The organism is Nocardioides marinisabuli (genome assembly GCF_013466785.1).
Taxonomy (GTDB): domain Bacteria; phylum Actinomycetota; class Actinomycetes; order Propionibacteriales; family Nocardioidaceae; genus Nocardioides; species Nocardioides marinisabuli.
The window spans coordinates 1,469,024-1,493,759 of sequence record NZ_CP059163.1; the positions used below are offsets into that span (position 1 = coordinate 1,469,024).

Consider the following 24,736-nt stretch of genomic DNA (forward strand, 5'->3'; position numbering starts at 1 on the left):
CCCGATTCCTGCGCGCGGTGGCCTGGATCACCCGCACCCTCCGGGGCCCTCCCCGACCCGCTGCCCGGCCCACTCCCGGGCTCACTCCACGGTGACCGACTTGGCCAGGTTGCGGGGCTTGTCGGCGTCGAGCCCGAGGTGCTTCGCGGCGTGGTAGGCCAGCACCTGCAGCGGGATCGTCAGCAGGATCGGGTCGATCTCGCGCTCGTTGCGGGGTACGTCGATGCGGTGCGTGCCCGGGGCGGCCGACAGGTCGCCCAGGTCGACGCCCTCGTGGGTGACGACCACCAGCGGCCCGCGGCGGGCCGCGATCTCGTGGAGCGCGGCGACGTTGCGCTCGACGAGCTCGTCGTCGGGCACCAGCGCCACGGTCGGCACCGCCTCGCTGATCAGCGCCAGCGGGCCGTGCTTGAGCTCGGAGGTCTGGTAGGCCTCGGCGTGGCGGTAGGTGATCTCCTTGAACTTCTGCGCGCCCTCGCGGGCGACCGGGAAGCCGCGCACCCGGCCGATGAAGAACAGGCTGTCGGCCTCGGCGAGGCGCTGGGCGACCTCCTCGAGCTCGCCGTCGCGGTCGAGGACCGACTGGATCTGCTCGGGCAGCCGCTGCAGGCCGGCGATGAGCCGCTTGCCGTCGGCGATGGAGAGGTCGCGCACCCGACCGAGCTGGAGCGCGAGCAGCGAGAAGGCCAGGAACATCGTGGTCAGCGCCTTGGTGCTGGCCACCGCGACCTCGGGGCCGGCGTGCAGGTAGATGCCGCCGTCGCACTCGCGGGCGATCGCGCTGCCCACGACGTTGACCAGCCCGACCACGCGACCGCCCTTGCGCCGGATCTCCTGCACCGCCAGCAGCGTGTCGATGGTCTCGCCCGACTGGCTGACTGCGACGTAGAGGGTGTCGGGCTCGATGACCGGGTCGCGGTAGCGGAACTCGCTGGCCGCCTCGGCGTCGGCGGGGATGCGGGCGAGCTCCTCGATCATCGAGGCGCCCATCTGCCCCACGTAGTACGCCGAGCCGCAGCCCAGGATCTTGACCCGGCGGATCGCCCGCAGCTCGCGGGCGTCGAGGTTGAGGCCGCCGAGGTGGGAGGTGCCGAACCGCTCGTCGAGGCGCCCGCGCAGCACCCGCTCGGCCGCGCGCGGCTGGTCGAGCATCTCGGCGTGCATGAACGACTCGTGCTCGCCGATCTCGTACGCCGCCGGGTCGACGTCGACGCGCGAGGCGTCGCGGTGGGTGCGGTGCAGCTGGGCGGTGTCGTGGCGGTAGGTGGTGAAGCCCTGCGCCGTGACGGTGGCCATCTCGCCGTCGTCGAGGTAGGCGACGGTGGTGGTGTAGCGCACCAGCGCGGCCAGGTCGCTGGCCACGTGCATCTCCTTGTCCCCGACGCCGACGATCAGGGGGCTGCCGTTGCGGGCCACCACGATCCGGTCGGGGAAGTCGGCGTGCACGACCGCCAGGCCGTAGGTGCCCTCGACGGCGCTGAGGGCGTCGGCGACCCGGCCCTCGAGGGTGTCGGCGCCGGAGCGGGCCACCAGGTGGGCGATGACCTCGGTGTCGGTGTCGGAGGACAGCTCGACGCCCTCGTCGGTGAGCATCGCGCGCAGCGACGAGGCGTTGTCGAGGATGCCGTTGTGCACCACCGCCACGCGGCCGGCGACGTCGGTGTGGGGGTGCGCGTTGTGGTCGGTGGCCGGGCCGTGGGTGGCCCAGCGGGTGTGCCCGATGCCGACCTTGCCGCCGAAGCGGGCCGGCAGCTCCTCGGCGAGGTCCGCGCACCCGGCCCGAGCGCTTGGCCACCCGCAGCGCGCCGGCGGTGCCCAGCACCGCCATGCCGGCGGAGTCGTAGCCGCGGTGCTCGAGGCGACCGAGGCCCTCGAGGAGCAGGGGGGCGGCCTGCTGGGTGCCGATGTAGCCGACGATTCCGCACATGCTGGTGTCTCCTGGCTGGTTGGGGCTGGTCGAGGGGTGCTGGACGGCTCAGCCGTAGATCATCCGGCGCAGCTGGCGCTCGGACAGGGTGGGCGGGGCCACGACGCGCTCGGCCAGCTCGGCCGCGACGCGCGCGAAGATCTCGGGGTTGCGCAGCCCGCGCAGCTGCAGCGCGGCGTGGCGACGGCGTACGTAGTCCTCGACGCTCTCGCGGTGGAAGGCCACCACGTCACCGACGACGCGGCGCGCCTCGGCCTCGTCGAGGCCGGTGGTGGCCACCAGGTGCTGCACCAGGGGCGCCACCGGGTCGGGGGCACCGACCCCCCGCTGCACGACCGTCACCCCGTCAATCTGCTCGATGGGGGGTCGTCGACGCAAGATCCTGCCCGATTCCGGGCAAGAACTGGTGCATCGGCTCGGAACTTCACTTCCGGTGGTCAGCACCACGGAAAGGGTGTTATGTTAGGTGAACAGAAGGTGAACAGGAGGTGTCCGATGACGGACTCACAGATGACCGGGTGCCCCACTCGCAGCTGGGTGCTGGTGACCGACGCGGACGGACGTTCGCACCTGGAGTCGCGGTGGACCACGCCCCAGCCCGCCCCGGCCGCCGCACCCGTGCCGGCGACCCAGGCCGCCTGAGGCGTCCCGCACCACATCCAGTCGAACGAGCCGCGTCCCACCGGGACGCGGCTCGTTCGCGTTGCCCGACCCGTCGCTGGAGAAAAAGTTCCGCGGCCCGGGAATGATTGCGCGGCGTCGTGGCTTAGGTAGTTGAATCTTCACCAACAACTTCCCAGGAGCATTCCATGGCCTTCTTCCGCAAGAACGACACCGCGACCACCACCCCCGACTTCGACGCACCCACCGCCGCCCTGGAGGACATCTCCGGCGACTACACCATCGACGCCAGCCACAGCCGTCTCGGCTTCAGCGCCCGGCACGCGATGGTCACCACCGTGCGCGGGCAGTTCACCGACTGGTCGGGCACCGCCCACGTCGACACCGCCGACCCGGCCGCCTCCTCGGTCTCCCTCACCATCCGCACCGCCTCGATCGACACCGGCAGCGCCGACCGCGACGGCCACCTGGTCTCCGCCGACTTCTTCGACGCCGAGAACCACCCCGAGATCACCTTCGTCTCCACCCACGTCACCCGCGACGGCGCCGACTGGACCATCGCCGGCGACCTGACCATCAAGGGCGTCACCCAGCCGGTCACGATCGAGTTCGAGTCGACCGGCTCGGCCCAGGACCCGTTCGGCAACCTGCGCATCGGCTTCGAGGGCGGCACCTCGATCAACCGCAAGGACTGGGGCCTGACCTGGAACGCGGCCCTCGAGACCGGTGGCGTGCTGGTGTCGGAGAAGATCAAGCTCGACTTCGACGTCTCGGCGATCCGCAACGCCTGATCCCTGCGCGGCCCCGGGACGTCATGCCCCAGGCACGGACGGACGTCCTGCCCGTACGACGTCCCGGGCGCCCGCCGCGGAAATCAGGTGCCGGGGGTGCCCGCCCGGGTGCACCATCGGCGCATGAGCACCACGCCGGCACCGCTGCCCCCCGGGCTGCGCACCCGCACCCTGACCCTCGACGACGCCGCGGCCGTGGCCGACCTGGTGCGCGCCGAGGAGACGGTCGACCTCGGCGCCCCCGAGGTTGACGTCGAGGACATCCGCGCCGACTGGCTGCGCCCCAGCTACGACCTCGCCTCGAGCGCCGTCGGCGTCGAGGACCCCGCGGCCGGCGGGCGGCTCGTGGCCTACGTCGACCACGCCGGTGACGACGTCGCCTACGCCGCGGTCGACCCCGCCCACCAGGGTCGCGGCATCGGCACCTGGCTCGCAGGGTGGGTGCAGCAGCGCGCCCGGGAGCGTGGCGCCACGCGGGTCGGCAGCCAGGTGCCGCAGGACAGCGCCGCCGACCGGCTGATGGCCGCCCTGGCTACCGGGTGCGCTGGACCGCCTGGGACCTGGAGCTGCCCGAGGGCGTCACCATGCCCGCCGCCCCGCTGGCCGCCGGGCACACGCTGCGCGACGCCGACCCGGCCGACCGGCCGACCGGGAGGCGGCCTGGACGCTGCTCGAGGACTGCTTCCTGGAGTGGGCCGAGCGGCCCCGCCAGCCGCTGGCCGACTTCGGCGCGCGGGTCTGGGACCGCGAGGGCCACCAGCCCTGGAACCTGCGGCTGGTGCACGACGCGGACGGCGTCCTGGTCGGCGCCACCCACGTGCACCTGGCCGGCGGGGGCGGCTACGTCGCCAAGGTCGGCGTACGTCGCGACCGGCGCGGGCAGGGCCTGGCCGCGGCGATGCTGGTCGACGCCTTCGCCCTGGCCCGGGAGCACGGGGCGACCCGCTGCTACCTCTCGACCGACTCGCGCACCGGGGCGCTCGGCCTCTACGAGAAGGTCGGGATGGTCGTCTCCTCGACCTGGGTGAACCGCGCGATCGACCTCTGAGCCGGGCCGTCCCGGCGACCTCTGGGAGGCTGTCCCGGTGAGCAGCCCGACCAGCACCACGCAGCCCGACCTGCACGGGGCCGGGCTGCAGCGCTCGCTCATCGCCCTGATCCAGGTGCTCGGGCTGGCGGTGTGGTTCTCGGCGACCGCGATCGCGCCCACGCTGCGCGGCGAGTGGGGGCTCGGCGACACCTCGGTGGTGTGGCTGACCGGTGCGGTGCAGATCGGCTTCGTCGTGGGGGCGCTGACCTCCAGCGTGCTCAACCTGCCCGACCGGATGCCGCCGCAGCGGCTGGTGGCCCTGTGCGCCTTCGGCGCGGCCGCGTCGACGTCGCTGCTGGCGCTGGCCGCCGACGGGCTGGCCCTGGCCCTGCCGCTGCGCTTCCTGACCGGGGCCTTTCTCGCCGGGGTCTACCCGGTCGGCATGAAGCTGATGGCCTCCTGGTCGCTGCCGGTCGACCGCGGTCGCGCGTTCGGCGTGCTCGTCGGCTCGCTGACCCTCGGCTCGGCGCTGCCGCACCTGATCAGCGCCTCGGGGCCGCTGCCGTGGCGCGTGGTGATGCTCACCGCCGCCTCCCTCACCCTCGGCGCCGGGCTCGTGGCGCTCACGGTGCTGCGCCCCGGGCCGCTGCTGGCGCCGGGCCAGCGCCCGCAGGCACGGCACGCGCTCGCCGGGCTCAGCAGCCGCGCCCCGCTGCTGGCCAACCTCGGCTACTTCGGCCACATGTGGGAGCTCTACGCGCTGTGGACCTGGCTGCCGGCCTTCCTCGTGCACCAGCCGGCGTGGGAGCTCTCGGGGGCCGGGGTGAGCGCGCTGACCTTCCTGACCGTGGGCGTGGCGGGTCTCGTCGGCGCCCTGCTCGGGGGCTGGGGCGCCGACCGGTACGGCCGCTCGGCCGCGGCCGTCGCCGCGATGGCGACCAGCGCGGCCTGCTGCCTGCTCGCCCCGCTGCTCTGGTCGACCGGACCGGTGCTGCTGGTGGTCTTCCTGCTGGTGTGGGGCGCGTCGGTGATCGCCGACTCCGGGGTCTTCTCCACCGCGCTGAGCGAGAGCACCGACCAGCGCTACGTCGGCACCGCGCTGAGCGTGCAGACCGCGATCGGCTTCACGCTCTCGGTGGTGACCATCCAGCTGCTGCCGCTGCTGGCCGACGCGGTCGGGTGGCGCTACGCCTTCTGGCTGCTCGCGCCGGGTCCGGCGCTGGGCGCGCTGGCGATGCTGCGCCTGGGCCGGATCACGGCACCTCGACGGTCGTGACCACCGAGGTGACCGAGGGCCGGCGGGGGGTGGAGGAGAAGCCGAAGTCGGGAGCGGGGTGCACGGGCGCGAGCGCGCCGAGGTCCCGCCCCTCCAGCCGCCCCCGGATCGCGGTCACCGCGTGGTGGTCGGTGGCGCCGTACCACTCGCGGCGCCCGTGGCCGGCCGACCCGCGGGTCCGCACGCCCCGCATCACGACCCGGGCGACCGGGTCGACCGCTGCGCAGAAGGCGGGCGACGTCGCCACCGGGTCGGGTACCAGGCCCAGCAGTCGGCCCAGCGGGGTGCGCCCGCCCACGTCGAGGTCGAGCTCGAGGGAGTCGGCCCGCACCGACCAGGCACCGGCCGGGCCGGTGGTCTCGAAGGCCTCGACCCGGACCTCGTCGAAGGTGTAGGTCGAGGCGATGAACTCGGCGACCCGCTCGGTGGGGGCCAGCAGCAGCCGGTGACCCGAGGGCAGCGCGACCATCGCGTCGGAGAACGGGCCCCACGGGGTCCGGTCCCAGCGCCCGACGACCACGCGCACGCCGGTGGTGCTGCCGACGCCGGCGATCCGGCCGTGGAAGCGTTGGCGCATGCGGCGAGCCTAGGGGCCGGGCCTCACCCCCCGGCGTTCCAGATGTCGTTGGTGCAGCGCCAGGTGCCGCCCTCGCGGCGCCACGTCGTGAGGACCCGCCCCTCCATGACCACGGGCGTGCCGTCCTCGCCGGTCATCTCGACCCGGTTGGTGCCCCGGATCCAGGCCATCGAGCCGTCGTCGGAGAGCTCGATGTCGCCGGTCTCCCACGAGATGCGGAAGCCGGGGATGGCCGTGCTCGCGGTGACGTAGGCGCGCAGCGCGTCCTTGCCGCGCACCTCGTCCATGCCGGGTGGCACGACGACGGCGTCGTCGCTCCAGTACTCCAGGACCTCCTCCAGCGGGGCGCCGGACGAGGCGGCCGCCGACCAGGCGGCGTCGCGGGCCCGCAGCTCGTCGCTCAGGGCGTCGGTCGTGGTGCTGCTCGTGGTGTCGAGGGTGTCGCTCATCGGGACCTCCGGGATGACCGACCCGCCCCATGCGGGCCGGACCTCTCATCGTGGCACCGCGGGGGGCCGTCGGGAAGCCTCGCCGCTAGTTGTGGCCGAGGCGATCGAACGCGCGGGTCGCGGCGTCGACGATGTCGTCGGGACCCGCGGCGATCGAGCCGTCGAGCCAGGCGCTGACGAGCTTCTCCAGCCCGCCGATGAACATCAGCCCGGCGAGCTCGCCGTCGCGCCCCTGCAGGGCGTCGGTGCCGTAGAGCGCGGCGGCCTCGGAGGCGGCGTACGCGCCGAAGCCGCGCAGCATCGCGTTGCGCGGGGCGCTCAGGGTCGGCCGCGCCGCGCCGCGCAGGATCGCGACCCGGCCCTTGCGCGGGTCGTCGGTGATGAGGTGCACGAACGCCTCGACCGCGGCGCGCACCCGCTCGGCGGGCCCGCCCTCGGTGCCGCTGATCGCGGCGTCGACCACGGTGCGGATCTCCTCGGTGATCTCGCGGAGCACGGCGAGCAGGGCGTCGTCGAGGTTGGCGAACTGCTCGTAGAAGTAGCGCTCGGTCAGCCCCGCCTCGGCGCAGATGCGGGTCATCGTCACCGGCGGGCCGTCGACGCGCGCCCAGACCTCGAGGGTGGCCTCGACGAGCTGCTGACGGCGCGCGGCGACACGCTCCTGGGCGCTCTGCCCGCGGTAGCGACCCGCTTTGACGGCCATGGGGGCATGGTGCCACGACTTCGGGCGGCCCCGACCCCACCCACTCGGAGGCACCCGACGACTATTGACAGGACGCTCTGTCTGAATGACGCTGTGGCCGTGACCCTCCGCCCGCCCGCGCACCCGGCTCCCGCCCTCGGGTCGTCGCGAGCCCACCGCGGCGGGCTGCCGCTGGTGGGACGGACCCTGGAGTACGTCCGCGACCCCCAGGGCCTCTTCGAGAGGCAGTGGGCGGAGCAGGGCCCGGTCTCCCAGCTGCCGCTCCTGGGCGACCCGTGGGTGCTGCTGCTGGGCCCCGACGCCTGCGGCGCGGCCCTCACCAACGGCGACAAGGCGTTCGCGAGCGCCCCCGCCTGGACCTACCTCGTCGGGCCCTTCTTCCGCCGCGGCCTGATGCTGCTCGACTTCGAGGAGCACCGGCTGCACCGACGGATCCTGCAGCAGGCCTTCACCCGCGACCGGCTCGAGGGCTACGCCCGCAGCCTGCAGCCGCCGGCGCGGGCCGGGGTCGGGGCGTGGACGCCGGGCCCCGGGTTCCGTGCCCACCCGGCCCTGAAGGCGTTGACCCTCGACCTGGCCGCCGAGATCTTCATGGGCGGCGCCGAGCTCACCTCGGCCCAGGAGATGGCCCGGGTCAACCGCGCCTTCATCGACTGCGTGCAGGCCGCCTCCGCGCTCGTGCGCCGGCCGGTGCCGGGCACCCGCTGGTGGCGCGCCACCCGCGGGCGCCGGGTGCTCGAGGAGTTCCTGCGCGGCTACCTGCCCGTCCGCCGCGCCGAGCCGGGCGACGACCTGCTCTCCCAGCTGTGCCTGCTCGAGGACGACGACGGGCAGCGCTTCGACGACCAGGCCGTGGTCGACCACATGATCTTCCTGATGATGGCGGCCCACGACACCTCCACCAGCACCCTGACCACGATGACGGAGATGCTCGGCAAGCACCCCGAGTGGCAGGAGCGCTGCCGCGCAGAGTCGCTGGCGCTGGGCCCCGACCCCACGCTCGCGGAGCTCGAGACGCTCAGCTCGCTCGACCTGGTGATGCGGGAGTGCCTGCGGCTGCGCGCCCCGGTGCCGCTCGTCGTGCGCCGCACCGTCAAGGACACCGAGGTGCTCGGCACCCGCGTCCCGGCCGGCCGCTACGTGGCCGTCGCGCCGGGCTTCAGCCACCTGATGGCCGAGCACTGGAGCGACCCCGAGCGCTTCGACCCCGAACGGTTCGGGCCGGAGCGCCGGGAGGACCGCTCCCACCGGCACGCGTGGATGCCCTTCGGTGCCGGGGTGCACAAGTGCCTGGGCATGGCCTTCGCAGGCCTCGAGGTCACCACCGTGATGCACCACCTGCTGCGCCGCTGCACCTGGGACGTCTACCCCGACTACCGCCCACCGCTGGACCACCGCTCCCTGCCCTTCCCCACCGACGGCCAACCCCTCGACCTGCGCCCCCTCACGACCCAGGAGACCCCATGACCCGCACCCGCACCGACCGCCAGCGCGACCTCCGGGGCAGCGTCGTCGTCGTCACCGGAGGCGGGCGGGGCATCGGTCTGGCCACCGCCGGCCGTTTTGCCGACGCGGGCGCCCGTGTGGTCCTCGGGGACCTCGACGGCGACCTCGCGGCCCGGGCGGCCCGGTCCCTCGGGGGCACCACCCGGGCGCACGGCCACGCGCTCGACGTGACCGACCGCGCCTCGTACGCCGACTTCCTCGAGCGCGCCGCCGAGCACGGTCCGGTCGAGGTGCTGGTCAACAACGCGGGCATCATGCCGCTGTCCCCGCTGGGCGAGCAGAGCGAGGAGTCGATCGACCGGGTGCTCGACGTCAACCTGCGGGCCGTCATCACCGGCACCCGGCTGGTGCTGCCGGCCATGACGGCGCAGGGCCGCGGGCACGTCATCAACGTCGCCTCGGCCGTCGGCCGGGTCGGCATGCCCGGCGGCGCGGTCTACTCGGCCTCCAAGTTCGGCGTCGTCGGCTTCTCCGAGGCCATGGTCGGCGAGCTGTCCCCCCTCGGCATCGACATCTCCTGCGTGCTGCCGACCGTGGTGGCCACCGAGCTGTCCGCCGGCGTCTCGGCAGCCCGCGGGATGCGCCCCTGCACCCCCGAGGAGGTCGCCGACGCGATCCTGGGCGTCGCACGCGCGCCCCGCTTCGAGACCTGGGTGCCGGCCTACGCCAAGGGCGTCTTCCACGCGAGCAACGCGCTGCCGCGCCGCGCCCGCGACCTGCTCAGCCACCTGATGCACGCCGACTCCAGCCTCACCGACGTCGACACCGCGGCCCGCGCCGGCTACGAGCAGCGCGCCCAGCGCTGACCAGCCCCCACCTCGCCGACCCGGCCCGAATCTCGCGCTGACCCGGCCCGTACTTCGCACCGAGTCGGCGCGAACCGACCCCCTGCGCCCCGGAACCTCCGTACCCTCGTGCTCGTGCCCACCTCCCGCTCCCGGTGCGCGGCGCTCCTGGTCGCGGCCGGGCTCGCGCTGACCGGGCTCCCGCCCCAGGCCGGCGCCGACGCGCCCGCGCTGGCCGAGCGCGACCCCCGCAGGACCCAGGGGCTCTTCGTCGACCCGCTGATGCCCGCCGCCCAGCAGGGTCCGGCGTACGCCGACATCGCCAAGCGCGCCCAGGCGCTGTGGCTCTCCAACGAGTACTACCCGCGCGACCAGGTGGCCGACGTCGTGCGGGCCTACACCTCGCGCGCGGCGCAGGCCGGCAAGACGCCGATGCTGGTCGTCTACGCGATCCCCGACCGCGACTGCGGCCTGTACTCCTCCGGCGGCCTCCCCGGCGCCGACGCCTACCGCTCCTGGGTGGCCGAGGTCGCCGCCGGCGCCAGGGGCAGCAAGGCCCTGGTCGTCGTGGAGCCCGACGCGATCGGCTTCTACGGCCACGACGAGTGCGCCAACGGCCGCGAGCGGCTGCTGCTCCTGCGCAGCGCCGTGCGCAAGCTGAGCAGGGCCGGCGCCTGGGTCTACCTCGACGCCGCCCACTCCGGCTGGACGCCGTACGCCGACCGCGCGCGGCTGCTCAAGAAGGCCGGCGTCGGCCTGGGCCGCGGCATCAGCACCAACGTCGCCAACTACCGCCGGCTCGGCCAGGAGAAGGCCTACGCCGAGACGCTGCTGCGCTCGCTGCGCCAGGACGGCGTCAAGGGTCTGCGCTACGTCGTGGACACCTCGCGCAACGGCGCCCGCAAGCCCGTCGACGGCGACGTCACCAACCCGACCTGGGCGCGCCTGGGCAAGCCGCCGAAGCTGCGGTTCGACGGTCGCTTCGACGGCACGCTGTGGGTCAAGCACCCCGGCGAGTCGGACGGCCCGGTCAACGGCGGACCCTCGTCGGGGCAGTGGTGCGACCTGCTCGCCGACCGGCTGCTGGGCCGCGACGACCCGGGCCCCGGCTGCTGACTACCAGCCCCAGGAGCCCGGGATCCCCTTGAAGGGCCCGACGACGCGGCTGGTGATCCAGCCGCCGTAGAACCCGCCCTCCTGCGCCACCACGACCTCGCCGTCGACCCGGCAGGCGTCGACGGCCAGCGGCGTGACCGCGACCGCGTCGGCCAGCGCGGCGAAGGCCGGCGTCGGGGCCGGGTAGGTCCACGCCGCCCGCGGGGCGACCACCGGCGTGCCGTCGGGGCCCGGGCCGCCCACGAGGTCGAAGTAGGCGGCGTAGCCCTTCCACTCGCAGGCCGACGAGCCGTCGGTGGGCCGCAGCACGCCCTCGGCGAAGGCCTCGCGCGGCAGGTAGTAGGTCGGCGGGTGGCTGGTCTCCAGGACCCGCCAGGACCGGGTGGTGCGGGCGACGACGACACCGCCCAGCTCGACCTCGATGCTCTCGGAGGACTCCTCCAGCGCCGGCGGGCGCGGGTAGTCCCACACGGACTCCTGCCCGGGGCCGGGCTTCTCAGGTCGGGGGCGCATGGCGCCAGTGAACTCCCACGCACCAACCGCACCTCGTCGGTGCCCGCGCCGAGTCGGCTCGTTCGAACCGGCCGGCTCGCGGTGGGGTCAGTCGGTGGCGGGCTGCTCCTGCGCATGGCGCAGGTGCATCAGCTCGAGGGCCGTGGTGAGGTCCTCGGCGCTCTCGTAGGTGGCGGGCGCCTGGTCGATGAGCACGCTCGCCCAGGTGGGCTCGTCGGTCAGCACCTCGTGGCCGAAGTACTCCTCGATGGCCGCCGCGGCCCCCTGCATGTCGAGTGTCATCTCTCCATAGTGCCAGGCCAGAAGGGGTGAGGCGCCGAGCGTGACCGTTCTGTGGCCACATCCCCCCACCCTTGGGGATGGCCGTGGCCCCTGCCCGACCCGGTAGGCATGACCTGTGACCCACCCCAGCAGCTCGACCACAGAGGCCCTCGCCCCGCACGTCATGGTGCTCTTCGGCGCCACCGGCGACCTGGCGGCCCGCAAGCTCTTCCCGGGCCTCTACCGCCTGGCGGCGCAGGGCCGCCTGCCCGACGAGTACGCCGTCATCGGCAGCGGGCGGCACTCCCCCGGCAGCGACGACGAGTTCCGCGAGCAGGTGCGCGAGGCGCTCGGCGAGAGCGTCGAGGACCTCGACGACGAGGTGGCCGACGCGCTGCTGGAGCGGGTGTCGTTCTGCACCTCCGACGCCGACGACGGCGCCGACCTGGCCGCCGCGGTGCGCGCGGCCGAGGAGGACCTCGGGGCCGACGGGGGCACCGACGGGGTGCGCCGGCTGGTCTACCTGTCGGTGCCCCCGGCGGCGATGGAGCCGATGATCGCGATGCTCGGGCGCGAGGAGCTGACCGAGCGGGCGCGGCTGGTCGTGGAGAAGCCGTTCGGCCTGGACCTCGACTCCGCCCGCGAGCTCGACGCGGCCCTCAAGGAGGTCGTCGACGAGGAGCAGGTCTTCCGCATCGACCACTTCCTGGGCAAGGAGGCGGTGCAGAACATCCTGGCGCTGCGCTTCGCCAACGGGCTCTTCGAGCCGTCCTGGAACGCCCGCCACATCGACTCGGTGCAGATCGACGTGCCCGAGGACCTCGGCCTCGAGGGCCGGGGCAGCTTCTACGAGTCCACCGGCGCGCTGCGCGACATGATCTCGACCCACCTGACCCAGCTGCTGGGCCTGGTGGCGCTCGAGGAGGCCTGCCGCTTCGACGCCGACGAGCTGCGCGACGCGAAGTCGGCCGTCTTCGCCGCGATGCGACCGCTCGACCCCTCCCGCGTGGTGCTGGGTCAGTTCGAGGGCTACCGCGACGACGAGGACGTCGCCGACGACTCCGAGGTCGAGACCTTCGTGGCCCTCGAGGCCTGGATCGACAACGACCGCTGGCGCGACGTGCCGTTCTACCTGCGCACCGGCAAGGCGCTCGCCGAGGGCCGGCGCACCATCACGCTGCGCTTCCGCACGCCGCACACCGACATCTTCAACGGCTCCGTGGCCTGCAACGAGCTGGTCCTCGAGCTGACCGACCAGCCGCAGGTGCACGTCGAGCTTCAGGCCAAGAAGCCCGGGCCCGACATGGACCTGGTCAAGGCGGTGATGAGCCTCGACTTCGCCGAGGACGTCGACGAGGGCGACCCGCTCGAGGCCTACGAGCGGCTGCTGCTCGACGTGCTGCGCGGCGAGCGCACCCTCTTCACCCGCTCCGACGAGGTCGAGCGGATCTGGGAGGTCTGCCAGCCGGTGCTCGACGCACCCCCAGAGGTGCACTCCTACGAGCAGGGCTCGTGGGGCCCCCAGGCCGCCCTCGACCTGGCCCGCGGCGGCTGGCACCTGGGGCGCTGAGCGGCCGCCGGCCGGCTCAGCGGGCGGTCTCGCGCAGGGTCGCGCCCCGGGCGCCCCGCACGGTGAGCACGGCGCTGCCCAGCGCCACGGCGCCGAAGAGCACCGCGGTCAGCAGCGCCAGCAGCGCCAGCCGCACGGGGTCGACACCGGCGACCAGCTCGGGCGTCGACAGCGTCTCGGCGTAGCCGAGGGTGACGGTCCGCAGCACGACGTACTGGGCGAGCGCGCCGGCCGCCAGCCCGGCCACGGCGGTGCTGCCCAGCACCACGCCCAGCTCGCGCGCCACCGCGCCCATCACCTCGCGCCGCGGCACCCCCACCACCCGTAGCGAGGCGGCGTCGCGACGGCGCGCGGGCAGCTGCACGGCGGTGCTGACGCCGAGGGCCGCCACCGCCATCACCAGCACCAGCACCGCGACGACGGCGTACAGCCGCAGGGCCAGGGCGTACGCCTCACCGTCGAGGCCGGCGCGCACGTCGCCGAAGGTGCGGTCGACCGAGAGCCCGGCCGCGCGCAGCTGCTCGGAGACGTCCTCGGGGGTATCGGCGCGGGCCAGGACCACCACCTCGGAGGAGTCCTGGTCGTAGACCTCGCGGTCGATGCTGACCATGTCGTAGTCGATGAGCAGCCCGCGCGGCCCCAGCAGCGGCACGCTCGTGGCCTCGACGACCGGGTCGACCGGGAAGCTCAGCGGTGAGCTGGTCGAGAAGGCGTTGGGGTCGGGCTCGGTGCGGGCGTCGAGCCCCTTGACCACCGGCAGGGCCTCGGGCACGTCGCCGGCGGTGAGCTGGAGGATCGCGGGCTCGCCCGTGGCTGCCTCCACGCGCAGGACGCCGTCGTCGTCGGTGAGGCGGGTGACGGCCTCGGGCGCCGACGCGTCGGCGGCCACCTTCCACCCGGCGCCGGTGACGGCCCCGTCGACCGGCTCGCCGTCGGCGAGCACGCCCCAGATCTCGACGACCCCCTGGATGTCGGTGCGCAGCGCGGCCGGGCCGCCGAAGGTCAGCCCCTCCAGGCGGCAGCCGCTGCGGCAGGCCGGCACCCGGGTCTCGAGGGTGCCCGAGCTGGGAGGCACGGGCAGGAAGGCGAACCGGACGTCGCCCTCGGCGGTGACCAGGCGCAGGCGCAGCACGAGGTCGTCGCTCGAGCGGGCCTGGTTGTCGACGACGACGCCGATCCGGCTGCCCTCCAGCAGCGGGACCTCGCCGGTCGGGCGCAGCCGCTCGGCGATCTCGGCGGTGGAGGTGCCGGGGGTCCACTGGTCCGACCACTGCGCCACGCGCTCGAGGCGGGAGGTGTCGGCAACGGTGAAGACCGGGCCGGTGCTCGAGAGGGTGCCGGCGGCCATCAGCCACTCGCCGTCGGGGTCGGCGGTGCGGCTCAGCGCCACAGTGCGGTCCAGCGACAGGTCGGAGGCCCACACCACGGCTGCGGGGGCCCGGGTCGCGGCCACGCTGGCGCGCCACTGGGAGGCCGAGTCGTAGACCCCGGCCCCGAAGACGCAGATCGCGATCGCCGCGGTGACCGGCAGGATCACCAGGGTGCCCTCGCGGCGCCGGCTGAGCGCACGCGCGGCCACGAAGGTCGACAGCGACGAGCCGCGCGGGCCGCGGCGGGTCCACCAGCCGGCCAGCGCAGAGGTGGCCCGCGCGCCCCCGAGGCCCGCGACCACCGCGAGCAGCACCGGCAGCACCAGGTCGGTCACGTCGGGGTCGCCCGGCGCCGTCGACGACAGCTTGCTCAGCAGCACCACCAGGGCGCCGGCCACGAGCGCGAGCTGGGCGACCACGGCGCCGCGGCGCGCCCGCGACGGACGGCGTACGCCGCCCAGCTGGGAGGCCAGGTCGACCCGCAGCACCAGCCCCACCGCGACGACCGCGACCAGGCCCGCGCCGAGCCCCACGCCGAGGCCGGCCAGCAGCGAGGTCCACGGCAGCGGCACCGGCAACCCCGGCACCAGCCACGACTCGACCAGCAGCCACGAGACGCCGAGCCCCAGCGCCCCGCCCACCGGCACTGCGACGCCCAGCAGCACCAGCGGCTCGGAGAGGCCCAGCGACCACATCCGGCGCCGCGGCAGCCCGCGCAGCGAGGCCAGCGCCAGCTCGGGCAGGCGCAGGTCGGCGGCGGCCGTCAGCAGCCGCAGCAGCAGCGCGAGCGCCACCAGCACCAGGGACAGCACGGCCGGGGCGACCGAGCTGCGCGCGGTCTCCTGCTGGGCGCGCACCTCGGCGGCCACGCCGTCGATGTCGTTGATCGAGCGGGTCTCGAACGACGCTCCCGCGGCGACGTCGAGCCCGAGCGCCGCGAGGTCGTCCTGGGCCGAGGCCACCGCGCGCACCGCGTCGAGACCCTCGAGGTCGAGGTCGGCCGGCGGCTCGAGGCGGCGGTCGACGAGCACCTCGACGTCGACCCCCGCGAGCCCCTCGAGGGTTTCGTGGCCGGTGAGCAGCGGTGCGGGCCGGTAGGGCTGGTTGCTCGGCGGCGGCGTCGGGGTGCGGGAGGAGAAGCGCGACAGGTCGAACCACCAGTCGGCCTCGGCAGGGCCCTCGGGCACGGTGTAGAGCCCGACCACCTCGAGGGTGCCCGCTCCCTCGACGTCGAAGGTGGCGCCGACCTCGAAGGCGGTGAGCTCGGCGTCGCCGGCGAGCATCAGCACCTCGCGGGGCGCCGCGGGGCAGCGGCCCTCGACCTCGAGGTGCTCGCAGTAGCCCTCCTTGGCCGCCAGCCGCACCTGGCCGCCCAGACCCGGGGTCTCGTCGGTGCGCAGGAACGTCTGCGGCGCGACGTAGGTGTCACCGGCGCCCGCGCCGGCCTGCCGGGCCAGGGTGGCGGCCTCGCTCGCCGCCGCCGCCGGGCCGGTGCCCGGCGCGGGCCGGTAGGCCCAGCTCAGGCCGGTCAGGGGGTTGGGCGCGTCGGCGAGCCGGGTGACCAGGTAGGAGCTGGTGACCGCGACCTGGAAGACCGGGCCGAGCACGGCCGAGGCGACGGCCAGGGCGATCAGCAGCACCGAGCCGAGCGAGAGCAGCAGCCGCGAGCGCAGACCACGCAGCACGGTGGCGACCAGGGACCTCACCGGGCGGCCTCCTCGCGCAGGATGGCCGGCCGCGACCGCTCGGCGGAGACCCGGCGGCCCCGGCCCACGACCAGCGCCACCACCGCGGCCACGACGACCGCGAGCAGCGCCACCGGCCAGGCCTCGAGGGAGGTGCGGAGCGCGACCGCGTGGGCGGGCACCTCGACCAGGGCCAGGTCACCCAGCAGCCACGCCACGCCCGCCGCGGTGCCCAGCAGCGCCGCGACCACCGAGACGACCACCAGGCCGGCGGCCTCGAGGCGGCCCGCGCCCCGCAGGCGTCGTACGTCGAGGCCGACGGCGCGCAGCGCGGCCACGTCGCGCAGCCAGGCCGGCCGCTCGCGGGCCACCGCGGTGGCCAGGACCAGCAACGCGACCAGCAGCCCGGACCCGGCGACCAGCAGGTAGACCCGCGCCTGGGCGGCGCCGGTCTCGTCGCTCACCCCGGCGCGCACCTGGGCGAGCGTGCGCAGGTCGCCGCCGGTCTCGTCGAGCACCTCGTCGAGCAGGGCCTCGGGCGTGTCGGCGCGGGCCAGCACCATCACCTCGGCCACCGGCACCGTGGGGGGCGAGCCCAGCAGGACCCGAGGCAGGTCGGCGAGGAGTCCGTCGGCCTGCACCAGCGGCAGGCCGGGGACCCGGCCCACGACGCGCGCGGCCAGGTCGGCGCCGCCGGGCGAGTCGACGACCGGGTCGTCCTCCCAGACCGCGCTGCGGGTCGCGAGCACGGGCACGGAGAGCCCGGCCGCGGCGGGCACCGCCACGAGCGGGGCGGAGGTGCTGACCGCGAGGAGCCCACCGGCCACCGGGACCGGACCGCCGGGCCGGTCGCCGCGGGTCTCCTCGGCCGGCGCCCAGCCTCGCTCGAGCAGGTCCTGGTCGCCGACGACCAGCGAGTCGAGGGTCCAGGGCAGCTCGCTGTCGCCCGGCTTGCGCTGGAGGGTGACCGCGACCGGCTCGCAGCCCGCGGCGCACTCCACGGGCGTCGAGGCGGTGGCGGGGCCCCCGTCGAGGCCGACCTCGAGGCGCAGCCGCACCTGCCGGGAGCCGCCGGTGAGGTCGCGCAGGCTCAGGACCACCACGGGGCGCATGCGGCCCTCGAGACGTCGGCTGACGCCGCTGACGGTGGCGCTCACCTCGGTGCCCACCACCGGTCGGGTCGCCGACCCGGTGTCGGGGGCCAGCTCGTCGACCACCGACGCGAGGGCGGCCGCCGCGGTGTCGTCGTGGAAGTCGCCGAGCACGGCGTCGTGGCGCGAGAGGTCGAGGAAGGCGCGGCGCGCGACCGCGCTGCCCTCCCCCGGCACCAGCACCGCCGCCATCAGCCAGCGGCCCTCGGGGTCGAGGCGGCGGGTGAGCTCGAGCGCGGGCTCCGCGTCGGTCTCCAGGTCGATGCGCAGCGGGGCCCCGGCCTGCAGCCGCGCGGTGCGCTCGGTCCACTGGTCGACCTGGAGGGCGGCGGTCAGTGCCACGCCCGCGACCACGGCCGCGGCCACGAGCACCTGCACCGCCCCCGCCACACCGCTGACCCGGTCGAGGCGGCGCGCGGCGAGGAAGCCGCCGAGCCCCCCGCGGGGCCCGCGCCGGCGCACCCACACCCGGGCCACGGCGCGCAGCAGCCACAGGGCGCCGGCCCCGACGGCCAGCCCCACGAGCGCCGGCCCGGCCAGCACCACCACGTCGACCCCCGCGGCGCCGGCGCCGCTCGACCCGAGCGAGCTGCGGTAGACCGCGACCGCGGCGCCGACCACGACCAGCACCTGCGCGAACGCCGCCGCGACCGTCGTACGACGGGGCCTCGCGACCGCGGCGACCTGGTCGGCCAGCGGCTCCCGCAGCGCCGCCGCCATTCCCACCAGCAGCGCGGCGAGCGCCACCAGGACCACCAGCAGGGCCGCGACCAGGGCGTCGACGCCGACCAGCGGGGCGGGGTCGCGCAGCCAGGCGTGGGCGCTGAGGCGCGCGACGAGCAGGCCCAGCCCACCTCCGAGCAGCCCGCCAAAGGTGAGCACCAGCAGCGGCTCGAGGGCCACCAGCACGTAGAGCTCGCCGCCCTCGAGGCCGCGCAGCCGGGCCAGCGCGATCTCGCCGCGCCGGGCCGAGGCCAGCTCGCGCCCCGTGGTGGGCAGCGCGACCAGGGCCAGCAGCAGCAGCGGCACCGCGAGCGCGCCGGAGGTGCCCGCGGCCTCGGCGAAGCCGAGCACCGCCACGACCCCGGCGACCACCACGGTGGTGAGCAGCAGCAGCGGGGTCAGGGTGGCGCGGCGCGACCAGGCCCCGCGCAGGGTCCGGGCCAGGGCGCCGACGGGCTCGCGGGTCACCGGCCGGCCGGCGGGCGCCGGAAGGCGGAGTCGTCGCGCGGCGCCGGGTCCTGGGCGGGTGCCACGACCGGGTCGGCGACCGGCGGCGTGGCCGGGGCCTCCGACGCCGACGGCTCGGGCCGGAACCGCGTGTGGGCCAGGTGCACGGGCTCGGTGTGGTCGACCAGCCGGCCGTCGTCGAGCGCGTGGTGGGCGTCGCAAGCCTCGACCACGGCGGGGTCGTGGGTGGCCACGACGACCACGGCGCCGCGCTCGGCCTCGCGCCGCAGCTCGCCCAGCACGAGCGCCCGGTTGCCCTCGTCGAGCTCGCTGGTGGGCTCGTCGGCGAGCAGCACCCCGGCGCCCACGCACAGGCCGCGGGCGAGCGCGACGCGCTGCATCTGACCGCCCGAGAGCTCCTCGACCTGGCGGTCGGCGAGGTCGGCGATGTGGAAGCGGGTGAGGGCGGCCAGCGCCTGCTCGTCGGCCTCGACCGGGTCGACGCCGCGCGCGCGCAGCGCGACCGAGACGTTCTCGCGCGCCGAGAGGATCGGCACCAGGCCGTAGACCTGCAGCACGAAGGCGACCTCGGGCCGCGGGTCGCCGGTGCCGCGCCAGGTGGGCGCGCCGTCGTACGTCGCCTCGCCCGCGGTGGGCTCGAGCAGGCCGCCGACGATGGAGAGCAGCGTCGTCTTGCCCGAGCCGCTGGGCCCCGAGAGGGCGGTCATCTCGCCGGCGCGCAGCACCAGGTCGATGTCGGCCAGCAGCGGCCGGTCGACCTCGTAGCGCACGCCGCGCACCTGCACGTCGCTCACGCGTGGTCCCCCTGCTCCTCGGGCGGTCGCGAGACGACCAGGCGGTCGGCGCTGTCGACGGTCTCGGGCTCGATGCGCACCAGCGTGCCCTGCGGCCACTGCTCGGCCAGGTGGCCGGGCAGGTGCACGACGCCCTCGGCGCCGATGACGACGTACTCCGCGCCGTCGCGGCCCTCGAGCCCCACGCGCCCGCCCTTCATGGTCACCGTGCGCGGGAAGGTGGCCGCGACCTCGGGCTGGTGGGTGACCACGACGATGGTGGTGCCGAGCTCGTCGCCGAGCTCGTGGACCAGGCCGATGACGGCGTCGCGGTCGTCGTGGGAGAGCTGGCTGGTCGGCTCGTCGGCGAGCAGCAGCTGGGGCGAGGTGGAAACCGCGCAGGCCAGGGCCAGGCGCTGGCGCTGGCCGCCCGACATGGTCGAGACGACCTGGTCGGCGACGCCCTCGAGGCCGACCCGGGCCAGCAGGTCGCGCTCGGGCACGGCCTGGCGGCGCTCGGCCGAGGTCAGCGCCAGCCGCGCGAAGGCGATGTTCTGGCGGGCGGTGGCGTAGGCCAGCAGGTTGCGGGTGGCGCCCTGGAGCATGGTGCTGACGCGGCGCGAGCGAAGCCGGGCCAGCTGGGGCTCGGGGAGCCGGGAGATCTCGTGCTCGCCGAGGAAGATCCGCCCGGCGCTGGGCTTCTGGATGCCGCCCAGCAGCGTCAGCAGCGTCGACTTGCCCGAGCCGGACGGGCCCAGGAAGGCCACCCGCTCACCGGGGCGGATGACGAGGTCGACGCCCTGCAGCGCGACCACGTCGTGGCCCTCGAAGGTGCGGTAGAGGTGCACCACCCCCGTGCACCGCACCCCGATGCCACCGGGGTGGTCCAGCTCGCCGATGTCCACACCGGGCTCGAGCACTGCCACCGTTGCCGCCTCCCCTTGGTCCGCGGCACAGCAGACCCCACGCGCGCGCCGGCGCGCAACACCGCACCGGCTCCGGCGCCGCTTCGTTAAGGACCTGTGACTCTCGCCGGCCCACCGGCCCCTGCCAGACCGGCGCGGCAGGCGCGCTCGAGGGCGCGGTGGCCGCGCCAGCGCGCCAGCAGCCCGGGCACCGGGGGCAGGCCGGTGGTCTCCGGGGCCTGCTCGACCTGCAGCGCCGAGCCGTCCCAGCGCCCCCGCCAGGTCCAGCGGCCCCACCGCTCGAGGTCGGGCCACGACACCTCCTGGCCCAGCAGCAGCGCCGGGTCGCCGCCCGCGGCCCCCGGACCCGGCGGCGGGCCCACCCGGGGCAGGTCGCGGACCACGCGGGCCCGCGTCCCGTCGGCGCCGCCGACCACGAGCAGGTGCTCGTCGGGGCGCGTGCGGGCCGCGAGCGGCTCGGTGCCGACCACCTCGAGGTGCACCAGCAGCCGCGGCAGCCACCACCAGTGCTCGCGGCGCAGCAGCACCGAGTCGGCCAGCAGCCGCGAGGGCGGCCAGCGCAGCAGCTCCTGCTCCAGCAGGGTGGCGGCGAAGACGTCGCCCTCGGGGTCCTCCTCCAGCCGGGGGCGGGCCCGCACCGACATCGGTGCCCACGCGGCCCCCGCCCCCGTCGGCTCGCTGAGGCACACGAGCACCTCCGGGGCGGCGGCCAGCGACCGCGCGACGCCGGCCTGCGCGTAGGGCAGCGCCAGCACCGGCCCGTCCGGCCCGACCAGCGGCAGCACCCCGTGCACCTGCGGCCGGTCGCCGGCGCGCCAGGCGACGTCGGCGACCACGGCGGCGCGCAGGGCGGCCTCGACCTGGGCGTCGCGGCGTACGGGGTCGGGAGGCACGCGGCCACTGTAGGCACCCGGCGTCACCGTCACGGGGGGTGACAGCGGTCACAGGTAAAGGACATGATGGCGACGGCTCGGGCCACCCACTCCGCCGACGGCCCGGCCGGGAGGAGTCGTCGTGCCCGCCATCGTCGTCGCGGCCGCCGTGGCCGTGCTGTTCTTCCTGGCCTACCGCCACTACTCCAGCTACCTGGCCCGCCGGGTGTACGGCGTCGACGCGGCGTTCGTGACCCCGGCGCACCAGTTCGCCGACGGGGTCGACTTCGTGCCGACCAACAAGCACGTCGTCTTCGGCCACCACTTCACCTCGGTCGCCGGCGCGGCGCCGATCGTCGGCCCGGCGATCGCCGCCTTCTGGGGCTGGGGCCCGGCCCTGGCCTGGATCGTGGTCGGCACGATCTTCGCCGCGGGCGTGCACGACATGGGCTCGCTGGCCGTCTCGGTGCGCCACGGAGCCCGCAACATCGGCACCATCGCCCACGACGTCATCAGCAAGCGGGCCCGCACCCTGTTCCTGCTGATCATCTTCTTCCTGCTGACCCTGGTGAACGCGGTGTTCGCGGTGGTCATCGGCAACCTGCTGGTGGCCAACCCCGGCGCGGTGATCCCGATCTTCGTGGAGATCCCGCTGGCCATCGGGATCGGGCAGTACATCTACCGCTCGAAGTCGGCCGCGCTGGTGCCCTCGCTGGTCGGCGTGGTCGTGCTCTACCTGCTGATCGGGGTCGGCCAGGCGGTGCCGATCGAGCTCACCGGGCTCGCCGACGCCCTGGGCGTCGACAACCCGCGCAACGTGTGGGTCGTCATCCTCTTCGCCTACGCCTTCATCGCCTCGCGGCTGCCGGTGTGGGTGCTGCTGCAGCCGCGCGACTACATCAACTCCCACCAGCTCTTCATCGCCCTGGGCGTGATCGTCGCCGGCATCGCCGTCGGCTGGAACACCATCGCGGCGCCGCTGGTCAACGACGTGCCCGAGGGCTCGCCCTCGATCTTCCCGTTCCTGTTCATCACGGTGGCCTGCGGCGCGATCTCGGGCTTCCACTCGCTGGTGGCCTCCGGCACCACCGCCAAGCAGATCGACAAGGAGGCCGACGTGCGCCACGTCGGCTACCTCGGCGCGGTCGGCGAGGGTGCGCTGGCCGTCGGCGCGCTGCTGGCGGTGACGGCCGGTGTCGCCGCGACCCGGGCCGACTGGACGGCGCTCTACCCCGACTTCGACACCGCCTCGGGCGGCGCGGTCGGCAACTTCGTCAACGGTGTCGGGGTCTTCGCCAACAACCTGGGCGTGCCGCTCGACCTCGCGATCATCTTCGCCGCGGTCGTGGTGATCTCCTTCGCCGCGACCACCATGGACACCGGGGTGCGGTTGCAGCGCTACGTCGTGCAGGAGATCGCCGAGGTCCTGGGCTGGCACCGCCTGGCCCGCAACCTGACCCTGGCCGGCATCGTCGCGGTCGTGGTGCCGCTGGCGATGGCGCTGCTGCCCGGCGGCGGCGAGGCCGGCTACACCTTCGGGGTGCTGTGGCAGCTCTTCGGCACCACCAACCAGCTCACCGCCGGCCTGGCCCTGGCCGTGGTGGCGGTGTGGGTCGTCCAGCGCGGCCGGAACCCGGTCGCGGTGCTGGTGCCGCTGGCCTTCCTGCTGGTGATGACCTCGTGGGCGCTCGTGGTCAACCTCAAGAACTTCGTCGACGACGGCCAGTGGGTGCTCGCCCCGCTCGACGCGATCATCTTCGTGCTGGCCGTGTGGCTGGTGGTCGAGGCCGCCCTCGCGCTGCGCCGGGCCAGCGGCAGCAGCACCGACGGCGAGCAGGCGCCGGTGCCCGACGACAGCCCCCAGCGACGATGAGGTCCGGGGCGGTGAGGTCCGGGGCGGCGAGGGCCGAGGCGGTGGCGCTCGCCGGTGAGGTGGGCCGGGTGGTGCTGGTGCGCCCCTGGACCGACGCCCGGGGCGGGGGTGGCTGCTGCTCGGGGCCCGTGCCGCGCCACGAGCACCACGACGCCTCGAGCGACCCCTCCAGCGACCCCTCCAGCGACCCGGTGGGGGCGGCGTACCGGGCGCTGCGCGCCCAGCTGCCCGAGCTCGACGTGCAGGTCGTCGACGCCGGCAACACCGCCTGGCTGCTGCCGGCGGTGCTGCGCCGGGCGCGGCGACGGGTCGGCACGCTGGGCGCGGTGCGCTCGGCGCTCGGCGCCACCCGGGCCGGCTCGGTGCTCGTCGACGGGCTGCGCGTGGGCGACCTGGAGGCGCTCGGGCCCGACGAGCTGGTCACCGTCGTGAGGCGGGCCGCCTCGGCGTAGGTTCTGCCCCCGTGGGGGAGCGGATGCGCGGCCTGGTGGCCGACACGAGACCACTGCGCAACGACCACTTCCGGCGCCTGTGGGTGGCCAACATCATCACGGTGGTCGGGGCGCAGCTGACGGTCGTCGCGGTGCCGGCGCAGATCTACGCCGACACCGGCTCGTCGGCGTACGTCGGGCTGACCGGGCTCTTCGGCCTGGTGCCGCTGGTCGTCTTCGGCCTGTACGGCGGGGCGCTGGCCGACGTCTTCGACCGGCGCAGCATCCTGCGGGTCACCACCGTCGGGCTGATCGTGACGAGCGGGCTCTTCGCGGTGCAGGCGTTCCTGGGCTCGAGCAACGTGTGGCTGCTGCTGTGCCTCTTCGCGGTGCAGCAGGCGTTCTTCGCGGTCAACCAGCCCACGCGCAGCGCGGTGCTGCCCAAGCTGCTGCCGCCCGACCTGCTGCCGGCGGCCAACTCCCTCAACATGACGGTCTTCCAGGCCGGGGCGATCGCCGGGCCGCTGGTGGCCGGCATCGCGATCCCCTTCACCGGCTTCGCCTGGCTCTATGCGATCGACACCCTGACCCTCTTCGCGACGCTGGCCGCGGTGCTGCGGCTGCCGACGCTGGCGGTCGAGGGCGCGGTGGCGCAGGTGCCGGGGGTGCGCGCCGTGGTCGACGGCTTCGCCTACCTGCGCACCCAGCCGGTGCTGCTGATGTCGTTCGTGGTCGACATCATCGCGATGGTCTTCGGGATGCCGCGGGCGCTGTTCCCCGAGATCGCCGCGGTCGACTTCGGCGGCCCTGAGGAGGGCGGCCTGGTCTTCGCGCTGCTCTTCGCCGCGATCCCGGCCGGTGCCGTGGTCGGCGGGGTGCTCAGCGGCTGGGTCTCGCGGGTCTCGCGGCAGGGACTCGCCGTCGTCGTGTGCATCCTGGTGTGGGGCGTGGCGATGGCCGGCTTCGGCGTCGCCGTGCTGCTGGCCCCCCAGTGGCGCACCCCGATGCTGGTGCTGGCGCTGCTGATGCTCGTCGTCGGCGGCGCCGCCGACATGGCCTCGGCGGCGTTCCGGACCTCGATGCTGCAGAGCGCCGCCACCGACGCGATGCGCGGGCGCCTGCAGGGCGTCTTCATCGTCGTGGTCGCCGGCGGGCCCCGGGTCGCCGACGTGCTGCACGGGGCCACGGCCGCCGGGGTGGGCGCGGGCGCGGCCGCGGCCGGCGGCGGGGTGCTCGTCGTGGTCGGCACGGTCGTGGCCGCCCTGGTCGTGCCGTCCTTCGTGCGCTACCGGATCACCCGCACCCCTCCCGTCGTCCGGGTCGATGAGGGATAGTGGGG

General features: G+C 75.1%; 23 protein-coding genes and 1 pseudogene. 12 read left to right on the forward strand and 12 right to left on the reverse strand.

Annotated elements, in window-relative coordinates; all coding sequences use genetic code 11:
• Positions 1–81: 81 nt before the first annotated feature.
• Both glmS and H0S66_RS07110 read right to left on the reverse strand, forming a co-directional pair.
• Complete coding sequence (gene glmS / locus H0S66_RS07105; protein WP_338037249.1) at positions 82–1,752, reverse strand: glutamine--fructose-6-phosphate transaminase (isomerizing); 1,671 nt, start codon at positions 1,750–1,752, stop codon at positions 82–84.
• Positions 1,753–1,975: 223 nt separating this feature from the next.
• Positions 1,976–2,269 carry a hypothetical protein gene (locus H0S66_RS07110; RefSeq protein ID WP_258017139.1) on the reverse strand — a complete coding sequence of 98 codons (294 nt, stop codon included), beginning with the start codon at positions 2,267–2,269 and terminating at the stop codon, positions 1,976–1,978.
• Positions 2,270–2,422: 153 nt separating this feature from the next.
• On the opposite strand from H0S66_RS07110, the gene H0S66_RS07115 reads away from it, so the two are divergent.
• The 5 genes and pseudogenes from H0S66_RS07115 (at position 2,423) to H0S66_RS07130 (ending at position 5,645) form a co-directional block, all read left to right on the forward strand.
• Positions 2,423–2,569: a hypothetical protein gene (locus H0S66_RS07115; protein WP_179614772.1), complete on the forward strand. Its 147-nt coding sequence runs from the start codon at positions 2,423–2,425 to the stop codon at positions 2,567–2,569.
• A 167-nt stretch (positions 2,570–2,736) separates the two neighbouring features.
• Positions 2,737–3,339 carry a YceI family protein gene (locus tag H0S66_RS07120; protein ID WP_179614773.1) on the forward strand — a complete coding sequence of 201 codons (603 nt, stop codon included), beginning with the start codon at positions 2,737–2,739 and terminating at the stop codon, positions 3,337–3,339.
• 123 nt (positions 3,340–3,462) lie between these two features.
• A pseudogene (locus H0S66_RS20980) lies at positions 3,463–3,777 on the forward strand (GNAT family N-acetyltransferase); the annotation flags it as partial.
• A 277-nt stretch (positions 3,778–4,054) separates the two neighbouring features.
• A complete protein-coding gene (locus H0S66_RS20375) occupies positions 4,055–4,387 on the forward strand; it encodes a GNAT family N-acetyltransferase (protein WP_258017207.1) in 333 nt (110 codons plus the stop codon).
• Between the two features lie 37 nt (positions 4,388–4,424).
• The gene (locus H0S66_RS07130; RefSeq protein ID WP_218876245.1) at positions 4,425–5,645 is read left to right on the forward strand and encodes an MFS transporter; all 1,221 of its coding nucleotides are present in this window, start codon (positions 4,425–4,427) and stop codon (positions 5,643–5,645) included.
• On the opposite strand, the gene H0S66_RS07135 is transcribed toward H0S66_RS07130, so the two are convergent.
• From H0S66_RS07135 to H0S66_RS07145, 3 genes are all read right to left on the reverse strand, one after another.
• Positions 5,623–6,222, reverse strand: a complete 600-nt coding sequence (locus H0S66_RS07135) for a hypothetical protein (RefSeq protein WP_179614775.1) — start codon at positions 6,220–6,222, stop codon at positions 5,623–5,625. The genes H0S66_RS07130 and H0S66_RS07135 overlap by 23 nt on opposite strands.
• Positions 6,223–6,245: 23 nt before the next feature.
• Positions 6,246–6,671 carry a YybH family protein gene (locus H0S66_RS07140; RefSeq protein WP_179614776.1) on the reverse strand — a complete coding sequence of 142 codons (426 nt, stop codon included), beginning with the start codon at positions 6,669–6,671 and terminating at the stop codon, positions 6,246–6,248.
• 85 nt (positions 6,672–6,756) lie between these two features.
• Positions 6,757–7,374 carry a TetR/AcrR family transcriptional regulator gene (locus H0S66_RS07145; protein ID WP_179614777.1) on the reverse strand — a complete coding sequence of 206 codons (618 nt, stop codon included), beginning with the start codon at positions 7,372–7,374 and terminating at the stop codon, positions 6,757–6,759.
• Between the two features lie 99 nt (positions 7,375–7,473).
• Here H0S66_RS07145 and H0S66_RS07150 point away from each other — a divergent pair, with 99 nt between their 5' ends.
• The 3 genes from H0S66_RS07150 (at position 7,474) to H0S66_RS07160 (ending at position 10,781) form a co-directional block, all read left to right on the forward strand.
• Positions 7,474–8,841, forward strand: coding sequence for a cytochrome P450 (locus H0S66_RS07150; RefSeq protein ID WP_258017140.1), 1,368 nt, complete (start codon positions 7,474–7,476; stop codon positions 8,839–8,841).
• On the forward strand, positions 8,838–9,686 hold the full coding sequence (locus H0S66_RS07155; RefSeq protein ID WP_179614779.1) for an SDR family oxidoreductase: 849 nt from the start codon (positions 8,838–8,840) through the stop codon (positions 9,684–9,686). Before H0S66_RS07150 ends, H0S66_RS07155 begins: the two co-directional genes overlap by 4 nt.
• A 114-nt stretch (positions 9,687–9,800) precedes the next feature.
• A complete protein-coding gene (locus H0S66_RS07160) occupies positions 9,801–10,781 on the forward strand; it encodes a glycoside hydrolase family 6 protein (RefSeq protein WP_179614780.1) in 981 nt (326 codons plus the stop codon).
• On the opposite strand, the gene H0S66_RS07165 is transcribed toward H0S66_RS07160, so the two are convergent.
• Both H0S66_RS07165 and H0S66_RS07170 read right to left on the reverse strand, forming a co-directional pair.
• Positions 10,782–11,294, reverse strand: coding sequence for a DUF427 domain-containing protein (locus H0S66_RS07165; RefSeq protein ID WP_179614781.1), 513 nt, complete (start codon positions 11,292–11,294; stop codon positions 10,782–10,784).
• A gap of 87 nt (positions 11,295–11,381) precedes the next feature.
• A complete protein-coding gene (locus H0S66_RS07170; protein ID WP_179614782.1) occupies positions 11,382–11,576 on the reverse strand; it encodes a hypothetical protein in 195 nt (64 codons plus the stop codon).
• 115 nt (positions 11,577–11,691) lie between these two features.
• Between H0S66_RS07170 and zwf the strand changes: the two genes are divergently transcribed.
• On the forward strand, positions 11,692–13,125 hold the full coding sequence (gene zwf / locus H0S66_RS07175) for a glucose-6-phosphate dehydrogenase (protein ID WP_258017141.1): 1,434 nt from the start codon (positions 11,692–11,694) through the stop codon (positions 13,123–13,125).
• Positions 13,126–13,141: 16 nt separating this feature from the next.
• Here the strand turns inward: zwf and H0S66_RS07180 are convergent, their stop codons facing one another.
• From H0S66_RS07180 to H0S66_RS07200, 5 genes are all read right to left on the reverse strand, one after another.
• Complete coding sequence (locus H0S66_RS07180) at positions 13,142–16,201, reverse strand: FtsX-like permease family protein (protein WP_179614783.1); 3,060 nt, start codon at positions 16,199–16,201, stop codon at positions 13,142–13,144.
• The gene (locus tag H0S66_RS07185) at positions 16,198–18,522 is read right to left on the reverse strand and encodes an FtsX-like permease family protein (protein ID WP_179614784.1); all 2,325 of its coding nucleotides are present in this window, start codon (positions 18,520–18,522) and stop codon (positions 16,198–16,200) included. The genes H0S66_RS07180 and H0S66_RS07185 overlap by 4 nt, the downstream gene beginning before the upstream one ends.
• Positions 18,519–19,316: an ABC transporter ATP-binding protein gene (locus H0S66_RS07190; RefSeq protein ID WP_179614785.1), complete on the reverse strand. Its 798-nt coding sequence runs from the start codon at positions 19,314–19,316 to the stop codon at positions 18,519–18,521. Before H0S66_RS07190 ends, H0S66_RS07185 begins: the two co-directional genes overlap by 4 nt.
• Positions 19,313–20,221, reverse strand: a complete 909-nt coding sequence (locus H0S66_RS07195) for an ABC transporter ATP-binding protein (protein ID WP_258017142.1) — start codon at positions 20,219–20,221, stop codon at positions 19,313–19,315. The genes H0S66_RS07190 and H0S66_RS07195 overlap by 4 nt, the downstream gene beginning before the upstream one ends.
• 86 nt (positions 20,222–20,307) lie before the next feature.
• Positions 20,308–21,114, reverse strand: coding sequence for a pyridoxamine 5'-phosphate oxidase family protein (locus H0S66_RS07200; protein WP_179614786.1), 807 nt, complete (start codon positions 21,112–21,114; stop codon positions 20,308–20,310).
• Between the two features lie 121 nt (positions 21,115–21,235).
• Between H0S66_RS07200 and H0S66_RS07205 the strand changes: the two genes are divergently transcribed.
• The 3 genes from H0S66_RS07205 to H0S66_RS07215 are packed head-to-tail and all read left to right on the forward strand — an operon-like array spanning position 21,236 to position 24,731.
• Positions 21,236–22,966 carry a carbon starvation CstA family protein gene (locus H0S66_RS07205; RefSeq protein ID WP_179614787.1) on the forward strand — a complete coding sequence of 577 codons (1,731 nt, stop codon included), beginning with the start codon at positions 21,236–21,238 and terminating at the stop codon, positions 22,964–22,966.
• 41 nt (positions 22,967–23,007) lie between these two features.
• Positions 23,008–23,418 carry a hypothetical protein gene (locus H0S66_RS07210; RefSeq protein WP_180923848.1) on the forward strand — a complete coding sequence of 137 codons (411 nt, stop codon included), beginning with the start codon at positions 23,008–23,010 and terminating at the stop codon, positions 23,416–23,418.
• Between the two features lie 11 nt (positions 23,419–23,429).
• Positions 23,430–24,731: an MFS transporter gene (locus H0S66_RS07215; RefSeq protein ID WP_258017143.1), complete on the forward strand. Its 1,302-nt coding sequence runs from the start codon at positions 23,430–23,432 to the stop codon at positions 24,729–24,731.
• Positions 24,732–24,736 lie beyond the last annotated feature (5 nt).